Below are 15007 nucleotides of genomic sequence, written 5' to 3'. Positions count from 1 at the left end.
GGGCAGATCGATTGACGTAACCCAACCGATTATAGAACATTTTACGACCAAATCCGGCTGGATGTCATTGTGCCGGATCAACGCGATCATGGCGGCAGAGTTCCGCTTATGCCGTATTCCCCGCGTCGACCGTGAACACCGTCCCGGTGACATTGCGGCCGCCTTCTCCCAGCAGGTATTCCACCATGCGCGCGACGTCGCCCGTCTCCGGCAGGCGACGCAGCGCGCTGCGGCCGGCGATGCGCTTGCGTCCCTCGTCGGAGAGATTGTGGGTGAGCTCGGTGTCGATGAAGCCCGGAGCGATCGCATTCACGGTGATGCCGAGCTTGCCGACCTCGCGCGCGAGCGAGCGGGTGAAGCCGGTGGCGGCCGCCTTGGTCGCGCCGTAGACCGACAGGCCGTTGTAGCCCGTGGTCGCGATGATCGAGGAGATGTTGATGATGCGGCCGGCACCATCGGCCATCATCTGCCGCGCGACATATTTGGTGAGGATGATCGGCGACAGCACGTTGAGCTGCACCAGCGCCGCAATCTCCGAATTGTGCATGGTGGCGAGCAGGCCTTCGGTGCCGAGGCCGGCATTGTTGACGAGGCCGTAGATCGGGCCGAACTCGTCGCGCACCAGTTTTGCGAAGGCCGGGATCGCGTCGATCACGGCGAGATCGCAGGCGCGGAAATGCAGGCGCCCCTCGGCCTCGGCAATCGCGCCCTTGAGCTCGTCGCTTTCGCGCCGCGCGGCCGCGATCACGTTGAAGCCTGCACCAACGAGGCGCCTCGCAATCGCAAGGCCGATGCCGCGGCTGCCGCCGGTGACGAGAACGTTATGCATCGGTGCGCGCCAGTTTTCCGGCCGGGGTGACGTCGAGCGCCTCGACGAAGCGGATCACCGCCGGCACCTTGTGGGACGCGAGCTGGGCGCGACACTGATCCAGGATCTGGTCGCGGATCTCCTTCGCGCGCGCCGGATCGGTGCCGTCGGTGAGGATCACGTCGGCAACGACGATGCCGCCGGTGATCGGGCTCTTGCGGGATTTGGCCCGCGACATCCGCACGTCGGGATGGCGGTTGATCACCGCCTCGATCTCCTCGGGGTGGACCTTCAGCCCGCCGATATTGATGATGCCGCCGCGGCGCCCGACGAAATAATAGCGGTCGCCGCGCAGCTCGACGATGTCGCCGCTGTCGACGAAGCCGTCGGCATCGGTGAGCGCCGCCGCATTGCGGCCGACATAGGCATGCGCGGTGCGCGCCGAGCGGATCCGCAGCGAGCCGTCGACGACCTTCATCTCGACGCCATTGCGGTTGCCGAGATAGTCGGCCGGAAAACCCTCGAGCCCGTCATTGACCGCGAAGCCGACGCCAGCCTCGGTCGAGGCGTAGGCGTGGCCGACGGAGGCATTCGGGAACGCCGCCTTCAGGCCGTCGAGCACGGCCTGGTCGGCGATCTCGCCGGAGAGACGGACGTAGCGAGGTGCGAATTGCGCGGCCGAGCCGCTCATCAGGAGCTTGCGCCAATGCGAGGGCGTGCCGGAGATATGCGAGACGCCGCGCGCGTTCAGCCGCACGACGTGATCGGCCAATGCCTCATGCGGGTCCGACAGCACCATCGAGCCGCCGGAGAGGATAGCCCGGAGGAAGATTTGCAGGCCGCCATAGCGGCGAATGTCGTAGAACGTCGCCCAGACCGGCGCAGGTCCGCGCGCAGGACCTTCGGCAACGATCGCGCCGGTCAACGCTTCCAGCGTATGGCCGGCGATCTTTGGCACGCCTGAGGTGCCCGAGGTCAGCATCAGCCATTCGGTGGCGCGCTCGGTCCTGGCCGGCGCGGCGGCTTGAAGCGGCAAATGCGCGGCGACGACCAGCGGCACGCCGGTCTCCGCCCAGCGACCGGGCTCGTCGGTGACGACGGCATCGATCCCGGCATCCGCGATCAAGGTGTCGAGATGCGCCGGGTTGAGATCGGGCGGACACAGCAGCATGCGACGGGCGATGCCGTCGAGCTCGATCATGGCAAGGCCCGACCGGAGCTGGTCGGACAGCCTGAGCAGCATGGCGCGGCCGGACAATTCGTGCAGCCGGCCGCCCAAAACCGTGTGCGACAGGATGTCGGTCAGCGACACGACGTCGTGCGCATCGGAGATCGTGCGGCCCTTCAGCTCCGCGCCGAGATGGTCGCGAAGCGCAAAGATCTCACGCGGGGACATTTTCGTAGGCCCGCACGAAATCGCCCACCGTGGCGGGGAACGCGGCATCCTCGGAAATGGTGAAAGGGTCGACGCCGGTCTCGTCCTCGAGGCGCGCCACAAGAATCGCGAAGGCGAGCGAGTCGAAGCCCGTCTCGTGCAGGGACAGATCGTCCGACAGTGCGGGAAGCGTGACGTGCTGCTCCTTGGCGATCTGCTGGATCGCTTCAATGACCTTAGACCTTACCGACATGGCTGGCTCGCTTTTTGTTATCGATTTCGGTGTTGCGGCGGCTCTTGATGACCGCCTCCCCATGGCCGTCTGTTTACCCGACAGAAGTAAATGGCTTCTTGGACAATTCAGATAAAATTGGACCTATCTCTCGATTTTGGTGCCGCTACAGCCTGATCGTACCGTCCGAGATCGCCGCATACGCCTGCCCGTCCAGCGCCACATAGGCACCGGACTTCGGATCGAGCACGAACAGCGGATCGGAGATCGCGGCCGGATCAAATCCCTCACGCGCGAGATCCCCCTTCTTCTGCTTGAAGGTCTCGGTGGCATCGAGCTCGCACGAGATGCGGATGAAGACCGGGCGGGCGTAAGCCGGCAGGCGTTGCGCGAGATGGGCAGGCAGCGCGGTGATGTCAAAACCCTCGTTCACGACGATTGCGCTCATGCCGGCCCGGCCGTCGGTGCCGGGAATGCTGACGCCGTAGGTGGTGGCATCGACCACGCCGGTGAAATCGCGCACGGCGTCGTTGACCTCCGAGGTCGCGACGTTCTCGCCCTTCCAGCGGAAGGTGTCGCCGATGCGGTCGACGAAATGGAAAAAACCCTTGTCGTCGATCCGCATCAGATCGCCGGTACGGAACCAGGCATCGCCCTTGGCAAAGACGTCGCGCAGGATCTTCGTCTCGGTCTCACCGACATCGGTGTAGCCCTCGAAGCGGCCGCCGCCCTCCTCCGCGGTGCCGATGCGGCCGATGGCTTCGCCGGCCTCGCCGCGCGCGCATGCGATGCAGAAGCCCTCGTCATTGCGCAGCGGCGCACCGCTATCCGGGTCGAGCTTGACGAGACTGGCCGGAAAGCGGTGCGCGAGCAGCGGCGGGATGCGCCCGATCGCGCCCGGCTGTCCCTCAACGTTGAACAGCGAGAAATTGCCTTCCGTCGCCGCGTAGAATTCGAGGATGCGCGGAATGGAAAAGCGCGCCTGGAAATCTTCCCAGATGTCGCCGCGCAGGCCGTTGCCGCAGACGAGCCGCAAGCGGTGCCGGTTCTCGTATTCCGACGGCGGCGCCTTGAGCAGATAGCGGCAGAGCTCGCCGATATACTGGAACAGCGTGCAGTCATGCCGCACGATGTCGGACCAGAAATGCGAGGCCGAGAACCTCTCGGCAAGCACCACCGAGCCGCCGGCAGCCAGCATGCTGCACGGCGCGACGATGCCGCCGACCGAGTGGAACAGCGGCAGGCAATCGTAGAGCCGGTCCTGCGGGCTCGCGCCGGTGAGACCGGCGAACCAGAAGCCCCAATTGAGGATGCGGCGGTGGCTGATGCTCGCCGCCTTGGGCAGGCCAGTGGTGCCCGAGGTGTAGATCAGCAGCGCACGGTCGTCGATCGTGACGTCGCCATGCTCCTCCGCGAGGAGCGGACCGTCGTCGAGCACGGCGAGCGCGACGTCGATGGCACGCTCACCGCGGGCATCGCCGTGAGTCCAGATCTTTGCCTCTGTCTTCAGATAGGGCTTCGCGCTCTCCAGCGTCGCCATCGCATCGTGCGCGACGATGATATGCGCCGGCCTTGCGACGTCGAGGCAATGCGCGAGCGATTGGCCGACGAGCTTGGTGTTGATCAGTGCAACCACGCCGCCGATCCGGCTGATGCCGAGCCAGGCGGCAACATAGTCGGCGCGGTTCGGCATGATCAGCGCAACGGTATCGCCCTTGGCCACGCCGACCGAGCGCGCCCAGCGCGCATAGCGGTTGATGCGCTTCGACAAGCCTTCATAGTCGAGCGCTGCGTCATCCGTGACCAGTGCGATGCGACCGGGCTGGCGCCGCGCCCAATCGTCGACAACGTCGGCGAACAGCCGGCCCGGTAGCGTCTCGATCCGCGCGGTGAGCTCGATGGCCTTCAGCCAGATCTTCGATGCCGACGGCGCGCGCGCGGCTTTCGTTTGCTCGATGACGCCGGTGGTCATGCCGTTCATGCTTTCGGAACGTGTCTGCTGGTCCCGGCAGCTTAGTCCACGGCGCCCTGCCCAGGCGTTAAGAGACAAGGTAAAAGCCGGTTAGTGCGCGATTAACTCTAGTGATCCTTTACCGGGCCGGCCCGATCGGCGTGCGACCTAGCGCTGCGCGTGTCCCCCAGCCCCGCTTGCGGCCGGCGATCCCCCGGCGCTAACCGCTTCGCCTGTAACGCAGGCGCGGCGGCGCGTTGACCGTATAATACGGATTGAGGTCACAGGTCGCGGCACGCCCCGAAGCGGTGGCGCGGCACTGCGCAAGAGAGGTGAAGGAGCAGTCATACCAGTCCCCGCCACCGCCATTCGCGCCGGAATAGACGTGCATGCAGACGGGATAGCGGGGATCGAAGGTCTGCCCATGCGACGGCGCGGCGGCGAGCAAGGCACCGACGGCGATGGTCAGGCCGAGCGGACGATGCAACGTGAATATCCGCGAAAACGGCATTGCGGACCGCTAGTGTTGTTTCTTGTGGCGCCGGCGCGGCGGCGGGCGTTCGTCGAAGGCGTAATAGGGATTGAGGTCGCAGCTCGCCGCGCGGCCCGACGCCGTGGCGCGGCACTGCGGCAGCGACGTGAAGGAGCAGTCGTAATAGTCACCGCCGCCACCGGCGAAGCCACCGGGCGTATAGACGTGCATGCACACGGGATAGCGGGGATCGTAGGTCTGCGCGCTGGCATCGGCCGCGACGAACAGCGCGGCAACCGCCGTGAGGGTCAAAGTCAGCAAACGCATGGAGAAATCCTCAAGTCAGTAGCCGCCGGCGGATCGGAGGCCGGCGGCTTCATATGGCATAACACCACGGCGGACGCGACTGTTCCTGGAGATAGATGACGGCAAGGTGAGTACGGTGGGGCTGCGGCGCTACGCGCCCAGCCCCTGCAACACGAGCCGGTTCAGCCTTGCCGCGAACGCCGCCGGGTCTTCCGGCAATTCGCCGTCCAGGATCTGCGCCTGTTCGAGCAGGAGCAGGCTGAGATCGTCGACGACCTTCGAGCCAGCTTGCGCCTTGGTGACTGCGGTGACCAGCGGATGGCGCAGGTTGATCTCGAGGATCGGCTTGGTCTTCATGCCGCGGTTCTGCTGCGCCAAGATGCGCTCGAGCTCGCGGCTGGGGCCCTGGCTGTCGGCGACGAGGCAGGAGGCCGAGCTGGTGAGGCGCGTCGAGGCCTTGACGTCGCTGACGCGCTCCCCGAGCGCGGCCTTGATCACGGCGATGGTGGCCGCTTCATCCGCGGCCGGCTCGTCCTTCTTCGCCTCGTCCGCCTCGTCGAGGCGCGGAATCAGGTCGAGATTGAGATCGCCCTGGCTCAGCGACTTCAGCGGCTTGCCTTCGAACTCCGACGGCATCGAGGTCCAGAAGGCATCGACAGGATCGGACAGCAGCAGCACCTCGATGCCGCGCGCGGTCGCAGCTTCCAGCCGCGGATTGGACTTCAGCCGCTCGATGCTGTCGCCGACGAGATAATAGATCTCGGTCTGGTTCGGCTTGAAATCGGCGATGACCTGCTTCAGCGACCGCTTGTCGCCCGACGTGGTGGTGAAGCGCGACAGCGCGAGCAGCTTTTCGCGCCGCTCGAAATCCTCGTAGATGCCTTCCTTCAGCACCGCGCCGAAGGCGTCCCAGATCTTGGCAAAATTCTCCGGGTCCTTGTCGGCAAGGCTTTCGAGCTCGGATACGCCCCGGGTCGCCACGGCTTTGCGGATCTGCGCGAGCTGCGGATTGTTCTGGAGCATCTCGCGCGAAATGTTGAGCGGGAGATCCTCGCTGTCGACGACGCCGCGGATGAAACGCAAGTACCCCGGCAACAGATCGGCATCATCGGTGATGAAGACGCGCCGGACGTAGAGCTTCACCCGCCCCTTGCGGTTCGGCTCGAACAGGTCGAACGGCTTGGTCGAGGGCGCAAACAGCAGCACGGCGTAGGAGTAGCGCCCTTCCGCGCGGTAGTGCAGCGTCATCGCGGGATCGTCGAAGGCGGAGGCTATCTGCTGATAGGCTTTCTTGTAGTCGTCTGCCGTCAGCTCGGATTTGGAGCGCTGCCACAGCGCGCTCGCCGAATTGATCTGGCGCGGCTCGCCCTCTTCGGGCACCAGCTCGATCGGAAACAGTATGTTGTCGGAATAGGCCGTGACGATGCGCTCGATCTCGTAGGTCTCGAGGTATTTCTTGGCGTCGTCCTTCAGGTGCAGCACGATCTCGGTACCGCGCGTCACGCGCGCCGCCTCCTCGTCGCTGGCACGGGCGATTTCGAAGCCGGAGCCGCCGGAGGACGTCCAGGTCCAGACGTCGCTCTCGCCGGCGCGGCGGCTGATCACGACGATCTTCTCGGCGACCATGAAGGCGGAATAGAAGCCGACGCCGAACTGGCCGATCAGGCCGAGCCCGTCCTTGGCCTCTTTCAGCTTGGACACGAACGCCTTGGTGCCGGAACGGGCGATGGTGCCGAGGTGGTCGATCAGCTCCTGCCGCTCCATGCCGATGCCGTTGTCGGCGATGGTGAGCGTTTTGGCCGTCTTGTTCGGGACGATGCGGATCCTGAGCGCGTCGCCCTCGCCCAGCAGAGCCGGACTTGCGATGGCCTCGTAGCGCAGCTTGTCGCAGGCATCGGAGGCATTGGAGATGAGTTCGCGGAGGAAGATGTCGGTTTCCGAATAAACGGAGTGCACCATCAGGTGCAGCAGTTCGGAAACTTCGGCCTGGAAAGGCTGCGTATGCACAGCCGTATCTGACGTCGTCATGCGCTTACCCGGTCAAAACAAAACGGAGGAACCCGGATATAGCGCGAGGCGACGGCGGATCAAGAGGATGTGAAGCATCCGCCCGGCGGGGCCGCCTCACAACAGGCCCGGATCAGGTCACGCAGCGGCCGGGCTGGAGCAGCCTGGCGACCTCGGTCAGGGAGCTGACCATCGGCTCACAGGCGATCGTCGGCTTGGTGCGAGGCTTCTTCTGGTTCTGGAGCAGCACTGGCGGCTTGGCGTTGCCGGCCTCGATCACCGCGGGGACCCGCAGCAGCACCGACGTATCGGCGAGGTCGTTCAGCCGCATCGACACCGTGCGGGTAGGAACTGCTGCCGGCTTGATCTCCGCGAGCCGGTCCGCCTTCGCGGCGCGATTGACGTCGTGGCTCGGCTTGTCAGCCTTGTCGGCGACCGCTTGCCAGCGGTCAGCCAGATCGTGGCCGGAGGCTAATTGCACAGCGCCGAGCGTGGCGACGATCGCGACGGCGCACAAAAATACCTTTTGAATCTGTGACATGGCTGTCGATCCCTCGCCCCATGGCGATCGCGGGAACAACGCCGCCGAAGGATCGGGGGTTCTCGACCGCTACGATCACTTAACCGTGTGCGAAAAATGCCGCAGGGTCGGCAAAATATTTCGCAAGCCGTGGAACGACTCTGCCAGTCGGGAGTCGTCTCAACAGCCGGCTATTCCCCCCTGCCCCATAAGCCGGCGACGTAGGGCGCGACTGTGGTGATGCCAGTCGCGCCTTACTTTTTTGCACCCATTGCCGCCACCCGGCTTCGACTCACGACCCGCCGGCCTTCAGCAATTGCCGCGCGTCGAGCTCGACCGTCTTGAATCCCCAATCCGCAGCGACGGTCACGAGATGCGCCGTGCCCCCGGGGCCGCCGGGGTCCTTCTCGCGATTGTAGAGCGCGACCAGCGTCAGGTAACGCGCTTGCGTGGCGAGGGCGTTGAACATCATCCAGAGATTATTCCGTTGCCAGATATCGTAACCCTTCCTGCCGGAGAGCCAGCGCGGCAAATCCTTGGATTCGGCAAGCACGCGAGGCGTCACGCGTTGGCAGAGTTGCTGGTATCGCATCACCCAATCGACGCCTCCGTGATTGACCGATTCAGCCTGGAACTCGGCCTCCGGCAAGGCCAGCAAGAGCTGTGTCGGGATGCCGAGCTCGTGGCAGACCTCGTGGAACAGGATATCGCCGCCGCAAGCCCCGCCTGCGATGCCGAACGCGACGCCGCCATTCTCTTTCATCTCGTCCTTGACCGCCTTTTCGATCATCTTGCGCGCCGCGGCCACGGCCTCGGGGGTGTTGGGAAAACGCGGGTCGTTCTTGTCCCGGCGGGACGTGTCCAGCATGTGGCCCGTGAAAAGAATGACCCTGACGGGCAGGGCCGCGGGTTTATCCGGCGCAGCCTGGTTCATCTCCTTCAGGACGGCTTCGACATTTGCCGACAGCACCCCGAGCGCGCGAAACAGCAGGAGATTGCGCCGCACCGCGTCGATTTCGAACGGGCCCGCATTTGCCACGCCCCTTCGATAGGCGGTCCCGGCTTGCGCCGGCTTCTCGGCCGTGAGGAACGACAGGTCCGCACGGCTGATTTCCTTCCAGACGTCGAATTTCTCGCCCTTCCGCACCACCTTGTCATCGTTGCCGACGGCCAGGTGCAACGCCGCAGCGAGACGACCGGCGCGGCGTTCGCTGGTCTTGAGATCAGTGATCGCCGCGTCCCCGTCATCGAAAGCTTCAGCCCAGACGTCGGGAAGCGCCCTGGCGAGACTGATCTGGATCGTCAGCATCGCGAGCGCATTGATCCCGGCATAGAAACTGTCGAGATCTTCGGCGAAGCCATCGAGATAATGCTGGATGGCGGAGGCAAGATGTGGCGAGCGGAGGGCGGCCTCGCGTTGCGCGTCGGCGGATGCTGCGGCCTGCCAATCGTCGATCCATCGCGTCTTGGCGTTGCTTCCCAGCAGTGAATGTCCTTCGGCGCGGTAAAACCGCCGCTCCGCCGATTCCCTGGGCGTCTCATCGCGATCGTTCGGCGGCATCGTGCGGGCGAGCACCCGATTGATCGCCAGCTCCGAGCGCGTGATGCAGTCGAGCTTCGAATCGGGACCGAGGGCCCTGGCCGCCAGCTTCTGATAGATCGTGCCCAGGCGGTAATTGGCCTGAAAATCGTTGCTGTCCAGGCCCCGAAGCAGTTCGAACGTCTCCTTGGCTCCGGCGAAGGCCTTGATACGAAATTGCGCGTCGCCGACAATCCGCAACCCCGCGCTCCCCCATTCGAAGCCGCGGACCTCCTGAGCGAGCAGCCGCAGGTCGCCGGCGCGACCCGCCTTTTGCGCGATCTCGACCTCTTCCTGGAAATCGAACGGCACGACCATGAGCGCCGCCCGGTCGTGCGGCGTCAGGCGCGGGAGCAACTTGAAGACCGGGCTGTCCTTGTTGGTGTCCGCAAGCGTCGCCTTGAGCGACTCGAGAAAGCCGGGGAGCGCGGCGGCAGGATCCGCCGGATCGTATTGACCATATCGATCGGTCTGAAGATCGAAGGGATACTTGTCCTTCGTATCCTTGGCGCGCATCAGCAGGGTGTGCCGATCGCGCAAACCGTGCCGGATACCAAGCTCGTAGAATACGTTGGCGTTGTGGATGGAGACGTCGGCGATCACCAGATCGGAGAGCACCAGCAGCCGGAACATATCCTCCCGAATATTGCCCTGCCGCGTGATCTCGAGCGTGGTGCGGCCTTCAATCCCGGCCAGCGTGAGCGCAGGTCCGATAAGATCCCTTTCCACCCGATCGAAATCGATGCCGCCCTGCGTGCCGAAGGGACGAACGATGAACGCGCGCGTTACTTCCATGACTGAGATCCTCAGGTCTGGATCAGAAGCCTGCGTCTGAGCACCGGCCGCCGCCGGATCAGCTCACATCGAAGCGGGGCGGGAAGTGTTCCGGCTTGACCTGCTCCTTCGCGGCAAGCCGCCCGATGTCGGCAAGGTCCGCGATATTGTTGGGATCATCCATCGCCGCGATCTTCGCGACAGCTTCCGGCGCCAGGTCGCGCTTGACCGTGGTCTTCAGCCAGGCGGGTTCCAGGAGCACGTTATAGCGTGCATAGGTGGCGAGTTGCGGACCGCTCTGGCTGTCCAGCTTCATATCCCCCACAGCGCTGTCGATCGCCCATGGCGTCAGGCAGTTCGTCAGCCATTGCAGCATTGCCTGATTGACGCGCCCGCAATCATCCATGAGGGATTGCAGCGATCGCAGGCCCTGCTCGGCCGCAGGCATGCCCGTGATCTTTTCTGTCGTGAAAGTCTTCTTGAACGTGCCCGTGCCGACCGAGATCAGCAACAACTCTTCTCTGCCGGTTGGCCAGCGAAAACCATGGCCATCGAGCGCGGCCAGCATCAGCAGTTGCAACGACGGGTCGTTGAAGGGGCTCACACCGCCGTCGACGAACGCGCCGGCGACGACGTCTCCCTGACGCGAGGAGATGTCGATTTTCTGAGGCTCGAAATAGGTCGGAGCTGCCGTGCTCGCCCGGACCGCCTTGGTCAAATGCAACTTGCCGTCCTGTGCGGCATATCGAGCGGCGGGATGGTTGTGCAGCGGCCAGGGACTGCCCGTGTCGAGGCGCTTCGTCATGATCATCAAGCCGGTGCGGATGCGCTCGCTGTCGAGCGTTGTATCTGCCCCGAGCTGCGCATCGAGCGCAACTTGAAGCGGCTCGGATTTGAACTTCGGCGCCAGCAGCCCGAGCCTCCAGAACTCGGCCTGGAAAACATCCGTCCCGATCCCGGTGTAGAGCGTCTTGAGCTGCTCCACCGTCAATCCACAGGCCAGACCGGCCGCAATGATCGACCCGGTCGATGTCCCCCCGATGAGATCGAAATAGTCGCAGAGCAGGAATTTCGGATCGTCGAATCGTCTCCTGAACTCGCGCTCCATCACTTCAAGATATTCGAGGGTGAGAATGCCGCGTATCCCACCACCATCGAGCGCCAGTATCCGCTTTGGTCCGTTCGTCGCGTCCAGATGTTGTTGCTTGGTCTTGGGCATCCGAGGCTTGGGCATCCGAGTCTTGGGCATTCGACCCTCCCAGGCGGCAAAGGCTGCCGGCGATGCCGGCTGCAGCAATTCAATGGCTCGCAATAATTCTTATATGCAACGGCTACGGAATGTGCCGCAGCATCAAATTCGATCCGACCTTCAAAATCGGTCGCTTCAAGACAACCATCTTGCACGAAACACACCCTAAAGTATAGTGGATCGTGCAACTCCGTTTCGCGGCATCCCTGCACGAAGCGGCTGATTTGTGAGTTTGCCGGCGAAGGGACGCCCGTAGCGGTCAACGCAACAGCGCCCTGCTATCGCGCGAGGCGTCAGGAAACCTTCCCTGCCAGCCATGTCCGTCCCTCGCCATACAGCTTCTCCACTTCGGCGCCGATCAGCCCGGGCATGTCGCGCTTGACCTCGTAGCCGATCAGCTCCTGCATGTAGGCGAGGTGGCGGTAGCCCTCGGGGAGCGCAGCCAGCGCCTTCTGGTCGAGGCGGAGTGTCGCGGCGGGATCGACCGGATCGATCCGGTCCCTCTCATAGATCGGCTGGCGGCGGACGATGCCCCATTTGCCAATACCTGATTGGTCATGCCGCTTCTCCAGGAAATCGTAGAAGCGACCGGTGCAGACGACGTCGCAGAGCACGTCGTGCACGAGGGCGCGCTGCGAGATCGTCATCTTGGTCTGGGCGATGGCCCGCGCACCCGCGAGATCGATGCTGGTGCCGCCGAGGAAGTGCAGGATGCGCACGCCCCTGGCGAAGCCCTCCTGGCTGACGTGCATGAAATCCCGCGCCGGTCCCTGAAACCAGGTGGCGGACATCCAGCCCTCGTCATGCCACAGCGTGGCAAAGCGCTCCCAATCGCCGGCGTCACGCCACACCGCCCAGTTCTCGACGAGGTCGCGAATGGCGAGACGATCGAGGAGTTGCTGGTCCATGAGGCACATCTCCGACTGGGATAGATGCATGAGGTATGAGCGGCGAAGTGGATGCGCGTCAAGCGCGGAAGGCCGATACGAAAAATCCGGCATGCCTTGCGGCACGCCGGATTAAATCGTTTCGCGAAATGGTGCTTTCCTTACGCCGCCGGCGCTTTCGGCGCGCGGTTGCGCGAATTGCGCTGGAAGAACAGCGCCTGGCTCGCCACCGCCGACACCATCGCGGGTTGGAACGGCTTTGAGATCAGGAATGCCGGCTCGGGGCGCTCGCCGGTGAGGAAGCGCTCCGGATAGGCGGTGATGAACACCACCGGCACCTCGAAGGTACGCAGCAGTTCGTTGACCGCGTCCAGTCCCGACGAGCCGTCGGCGAGCTGAATGTCGGCGAGGATCAGGCCGGGCCGCCTGTTCTTGGCCAGCGCCACCGCATCGGCATGAGTGCGCGCGACGCCGACGACGTTATGGCCGAGATTCTTCACCAGGCTCTCGAGGTCCATGGCGATGAAGGTCTCGTCCTCGATGATCAGCACGTCGGTCGCGATCTCGGCCGCCATCTCGCGTCCGGCAGCGTCCGCAAACCGCCGCGTCTCCGCGACATCGGTGCCGAGAATGAAGGCGACCTCCTCTTCCGAAAAGCCCTCGAGCGAAAGCAGCAAGAAGGCCTGACGCGGCAGCGGCGTGATGTTCGACAGCCGCCGCTCCGGCGGCATCGGCAGGGTCGTCACCTCGGAATCGTCGTTGACGGAGACCGAATTCCAGATCTGGGTGAACAGCCGAAACAGGCCAGCCCGTGGCCCATGGCTCTCGTCGAGCACCGACGGATCTCCCAGCATGGCTTCCAACATGGCTGCGACATAGGCGTCACCGGAGGCCTGGCTGCCCGTCAGGGCGCGCGCGTACCGGCGCAACAACGGCAAGTGTTCAGCAACAAGCTGTGAACGGGACATCCCCACTCCATTCGTCTCCGGGCCAACGTCTAGGCGTCACGCGGGGGGCCCGGGTTCCCCTGCTGGGCTGATTACGCATCAGGTCAAGAAAAGTTCCGCCGGGCTGGGAACTTTTTCGCGCAGCTGGAATTGTGCCTATCCAGGGAACGGCTCCCGGTTGAGAAAACCTCTCGATTTTACAGTCACTTAACTCGGGGAAACGTGGAACAGGTCATGAAAGATCTCAAGTCTCAAGCCAGCAGAAGCACGACCCCCGGCAAGGGAGGCCTCACTCCGGAGATTCAATCCCGGATTGGGCACCAGTTGCGCGCCATGTACGACGATGTCGTGCGTCAAGGGGTTCCGGATCGGTTCGCAGAACTGATCAAGAAGCTTGATGCGCCGGGAGCGACACCCCACGTGGAAAATGAGGGCGGATCCAACGACAACAACAATGGGAGGGATTAATGCCTCTCACGGACTCCCTGCGTAACGACATCCTGGCGGCGGTGCCCAGTCTGCGCGCCTTCGCCATCTCGCTCAGCGGCAATGCGGACCGCGCCGACGATTTGGTCCAGGAGACGCTGCTGCGAGCGCTCGCCAACATCGACTCGTTCCAGCCCGGCTCCAACCTGCCGGCCTGGCTGTTCACGATTCTGCGCAACCTGTTTCGCTCCGACTATCGCAAGCGACGGCGCGAGGTCGAGGATGCCGAAGGCAACTACGCCAAGACGCTGAAGACACAGCCTTCGCAGAACGCGCATCTCGAATTCGAGGAGTTTCGCACGGCGCTGGACAAGCTTCCGCAAGATCAGCGTGAAGCGCTGATCCTGGTCGGAGCCTCCGGCTTCTCGTACGAGGACGCGGCTTCGATCTGCGGCTGCGCCGTCGGAACGATCAAGAGCCGCGTGAACCGCGCCCGCTCGAAGCTCGCCGCGCTGCTCTATGTCGACGGCGCCGAGGATTTCGGCCCCGACGAGACCGTGCGAGCCGTGATCGGCGGCAGCGGCGGCTGACAGCCGGCGTCAATCGCACCGGGACGAGACGAAGACGGCTGTTTCCACGGCCGTCTTCGCGCGCGTCCGGCGCCGATGGCGCCGAGCTCACAAGACTCGATCACGCGTCCACGAAGGTTACGGCCTCGGCCACGCTCGCACGCGAGGTGCGGTAGCTGTTGACCTTGTGCGCATTGTCCGCATAACCGAACGAAATGCCGCAGACGACGCGGCGGTCGTCGGGCAGATTGAAGTGGCGGCGGATCAGGCCGGAATGCCGCGCGAGCGCTGCCTGCGGAATCGTCCCTAGCCCGAGCGCCTGCGCCGCCAGCATGAAGTTGGAGACATAAGCGCCGCAATCGATCGCACCGTAGATGCCGAGCGGCTCGTTGGTGTGGATGATGGCGACATGCGGCGCGCCGAAGAAATTGTAGTTCTCAAGCGCCTGCCTGGCGTAGGCGGCCTTGTCGCCGCGGGCGATGCCAAGCGTGTTGTAGAGCTGGAAGCCGCTCTCGCGGCGGCGCTCGAGGTAGATTCCGACATATTCACGCGGCGGAGTGAAATCGTAGTCGTCGCCGAGGCCTTTCGAGGCTTCGGCGTAGATCGCCTTGCGAAAACGTTCCTTGGCCTCGCCGCTGGCGACGATGACCTGCCAGGGCTGGCTGTTGCACCAGGACGCTGTGCGCTGCGCAGTGGTCAGCACGTGCTCGATGGTCGCGCGATCGACTTCCTTGGGAAGAAACGCGCGGACGGAGTAGCGCTCGCTGAGGAGCTCTTCGAGCACGCCGATGCGGTCGTTTTGTTTCACTTGTGCGTCCATGAATCAGCTCGTGCCCTTCGCTTCGTAGGGTGGGCAAAGACGCGCAAGCGTCGTGCCCACCGACAGACTTACCCCGGAACATCTG

15 protein-coding genes are annotated in these 15007 nt (G+C 64.1%); 2 read left to right on the top strand and 13 right to left on the bottom strand.

The window, feature by feature from the left end:
• Positions 1-106 precede the first annotated feature (106 nt).
• The 12 genes from JQ566_RS27945 to JQ566_RS27890 all read right to left on the bottom strand — a co-directional run bounded on the left by JQ566_RS27945 (position 107) and on the right by JQ566_RS27890 (position 13128).
• Entirely contained in the window at positions 107-829 is a 723-nt protein-coding gene (locus JQ566_RS27945) for an SDR family NAD(P)-dependent oxidoreductase (protein WP_212378384.1), read from the bottom strand.
• Positions 822-2204, bottom strand: a complete 1383-nt coding sequence (locus JQ566_RS27940; RefSeq protein WP_212378382.1) for a class I adenylate-forming enzyme family protein — start codon at positions 2202-2204, stop codon at positions 822-824. The genes JQ566_RS27945 and JQ566_RS27940 overlap by 8 nt, the downstream gene beginning before the upstream one ends.
• Positions 2191-2436, bottom strand: a complete 246-nt coding sequence (locus tag JQ566_RS27935) for an acyl carrier protein (protein ID WP_015688794.1) — start codon at positions 2434-2436, stop codon at positions 2191-2193. The genes JQ566_RS27940 and JQ566_RS27935 overlap by 14 nt, the downstream gene beginning before the upstream one ends.
• Positions 2437-2581: 145 nt before the next feature.
• On the bottom strand, positions 2582-4396 hold the full coding sequence (locus tag JQ566_RS27930) for a long-chain-acyl-CoA synthetase (protein WP_212378380.1): 1815 nt from the start codon (positions 4394-4396) through the stop codon (positions 2582-2584).
• A gap of 190 nt (positions 4397-4586) precedes the next feature.
• A complete protein-coding gene (locus tag JQ566_RS27925) occupies positions 4587-4877 on the bottom strand; it encodes a DUF3551 domain-containing protein (RefSeq protein ID WP_212378378.1) in 291 nt (96 codons plus the stop codon).
• Between the two features lie 9 nt (positions 4878-4886).
• Positions 4887-5165 (bottom strand): DUF3551 domain-containing protein, encoded by a 279-nt coding sequence (locus JQ566_RS27920; RefSeq protein ID WP_212378376.1) that lies wholly within the window; start codon positions 5163-5165, stop codon positions 4887-4889.
• Between the two features lie 129 nt (positions 5166-5294).
• Positions 5295-7172: a molecular chaperone HtpG gene (htpG, locus tag JQ566_RS27915; protein ID WP_212378374.1), complete on the bottom strand. Its 1878-nt coding sequence runs from the start codon at positions 7170-7172 to the stop codon at positions 5295-5297.
• 112 nt (positions 7173-7284) lie between these two features.
• A complete protein-coding gene (locus JQ566_RS27910) occupies positions 7285-7692 on the bottom strand; it encodes a hypothetical protein (protein WP_212378372.1) in 408 nt (135 codons plus the stop codon).
• A 271-nt stretch (positions 7693-7963) separates the two neighbouring features.
• On the bottom strand, positions 7964-10045 hold the full coding sequence (locus JQ566_RS27905; protein ID WP_212378370.1) for a tetratricopeptide repeat-containing protein: 2082 nt from the start codon (positions 10043-10045) through the stop codon (positions 7964-7966).
• 58 nt (positions 10046-10103) lie between these two features.
• On the bottom strand, positions 10104-11243 hold the full coding sequence (locus tag JQ566_RS27900) for a patatin-like phospholipase family protein (RefSeq protein ID WP_212378368.1): 1140 nt from the start codon (positions 11241-11243) through the stop codon (positions 10104-10106).
• A 323-nt stretch (positions 11244-11566) separates the two neighbouring features.
• Positions 11567-12181: a nuclear transport factor 2 family protein gene (locus JQ566_RS27895; RefSeq protein WP_212378366.1), complete on the bottom strand. Its 615-nt coding sequence runs from the start codon at positions 12179-12181 to the stop codon at positions 11567-11569.
• A 140-nt stretch (positions 12182-12321) separates the two neighbouring features.
• Entirely contained in the window at positions 12322-13128 is an 807-nt protein-coding gene (locus tag JQ566_RS27890; protein WP_212378364.1) for a response regulator, read from the bottom strand.
• 213 nt (positions 13129-13341) lie between these two features.
• Here JQ566_RS27890 and JQ566_RS27885 point away from each other — a divergent pair, with 213 nt between their 5' ends.
• Positions 13342-13575, top strand: a complete 234-nt coding sequence (locus JQ566_RS27885) for a NepR family anti-sigma factor (protein WP_024337325.1) — start codon at positions 13342-13344, stop codon at positions 13573-13575.
• Positions 13575-14123 (top strand): sigma-70 family RNA polymerase sigma factor, encoded by a 549-nt coding sequence (locus tag JQ566_RS27880; RefSeq protein ID WP_018316216.1) that lies wholly within the window; start codon positions 13575-13577, stop codon positions 14121-14123. Before JQ566_RS27885 ends, JQ566_RS27880 begins: the two co-directional genes overlap by 1 nt.
• A 100-nt stretch (positions 14124-14223) precedes the next feature.
• Here the strand turns inward: JQ566_RS27880 and JQ566_RS27875 are convergent, their stop codons facing one another.
• Positions 14224-14922, bottom strand: a complete 699-nt coding sequence (locus tag JQ566_RS27875; protein ID WP_212378362.1) for a nitroreductase — start codon at positions 14920-14922, stop codon at positions 14224-14226.
• Positions 14923-15007: the final 85 nt, after the last annotated feature.

The sequence above is a fragment of the Bradyrhizobium sp. SZCCT0231 genome (assembly GCF_018130245.1).
GTDB classification, from domain to species: domain Bacteria; phylum Pseudomonadota; class Alphaproteobacteria; order Rhizobiales; family Xanthobacteraceae; genus Bradyrhizobium; species Bradyrhizobium japonicum_F.
This window is presented reverse-complemented; position numbering and strand designations above follow the sequence as displayed.

Excerpts from the sequence above, each read along its gene's own strand:
- JQ566_RS27880 (WP_018316216.1), top strand. The coding sequence starts at position 13,575 with ATGCCTCTCACGGACTCCCTGCGTAACGACATCCTGGCGGCGGTGCCC.
- JQ566_RS27930 (WP_212378380.1), bottom strand. The coding sequence starts at position 4,396 with ATGAACGGCATGACCACCGGCGTCATCGAGCAAACGAAAGCCGCGCGC.
- JQ566_RS27940 (WP_212378382.1), bottom strand. The coding sequence starts at position 2,204 with ATGTCCCCGCGTGAGATCTTTGCGCTTCGCGACCATCTCGGCGCGGAG.
- htpG (WP_212378374.1), bottom strand. The coding sequence starts at position 7,172 with ATGACGACGTCAGATACGGCTGTGCATACGCAGCCTTTCCAGGCCGAA.
- JQ566_RS27925 (WP_212378378.1), bottom strand. The coding sequence starts at position 4,877 with ATGCCGTTTTCGCGGATATTCACGTTGCATCGTCCGCTCGGCCTGACC.
- JQ566_RS27895 (WP_212378366.1), bottom strand. The coding sequence starts at position 12,181 with ATGGACCAGCAACTCCTCGATCGTCTCGCCATTCGCGACCTCGTCGAG.
- JQ566_RS27945 (WP_212378384.1), bottom strand. The coding sequence starts at position 829 with ATGCATAACGTTCTCGTCACCGGCGGCAGCCGCGGCATCGGCCTTGCG.
- JQ566_RS27875 (WP_212378362.1), bottom strand. The coding sequence starts at position 14,922 with ATGGACGCACAAGTGAAACAAAACGACCGCATCGGCGTGCTCGAAGAG.
- JQ566_RS27910 (WP_212378372.1), bottom strand. The coding sequence starts at position 7,692 with ATGTCACAGATTCAAAAGGTATTTTTGTGCGCCGTCGCGATCGTCGCC.
- JQ566_RS27905 (WP_212378370.1), bottom strand. The coding sequence starts at position 10,045 with ATGGAAGTAACGCGCGCGTTCATCGTTCGTCCCTTCGGCACGCAGGGC.
- JQ566_RS27935 (WP_015688794.1), bottom strand. The coding sequence starts at position 2,436 with ATGTCGGTAAGGTCTAAGGTCATTGAAGCGATCCAGCAGATCGCCAAG.
- JQ566_RS27900 (WP_212378368.1), bottom strand. The coding sequence starts at position 11,243 with ATGCCCAAGACCAAGCAACAACATCTGGACGCGACGAACGGACCAAAG.
- JQ566_RS27885 (WP_024337325.1), top strand. The coding sequence starts at position 13,342 with ATGAAAGATCTCAAGTCTCAAGCCAGCAGAAGCACGACCCCCGGCAAG.
- JQ566_RS27920 (WP_212378376.1), bottom strand. The coding sequence starts at position 5,165 with ATGCGTTTGCTGACTTTGACCCTCACGGCGGTTGCCGCGCTGTTCGTC.
- JQ566_RS27890 (WP_212378364.1), bottom strand. The coding sequence starts at position 13,128 with ATGTCCCGTTCACAGCTTGTTGCTGAACACTTGCCGTTGTTGCGCCGG.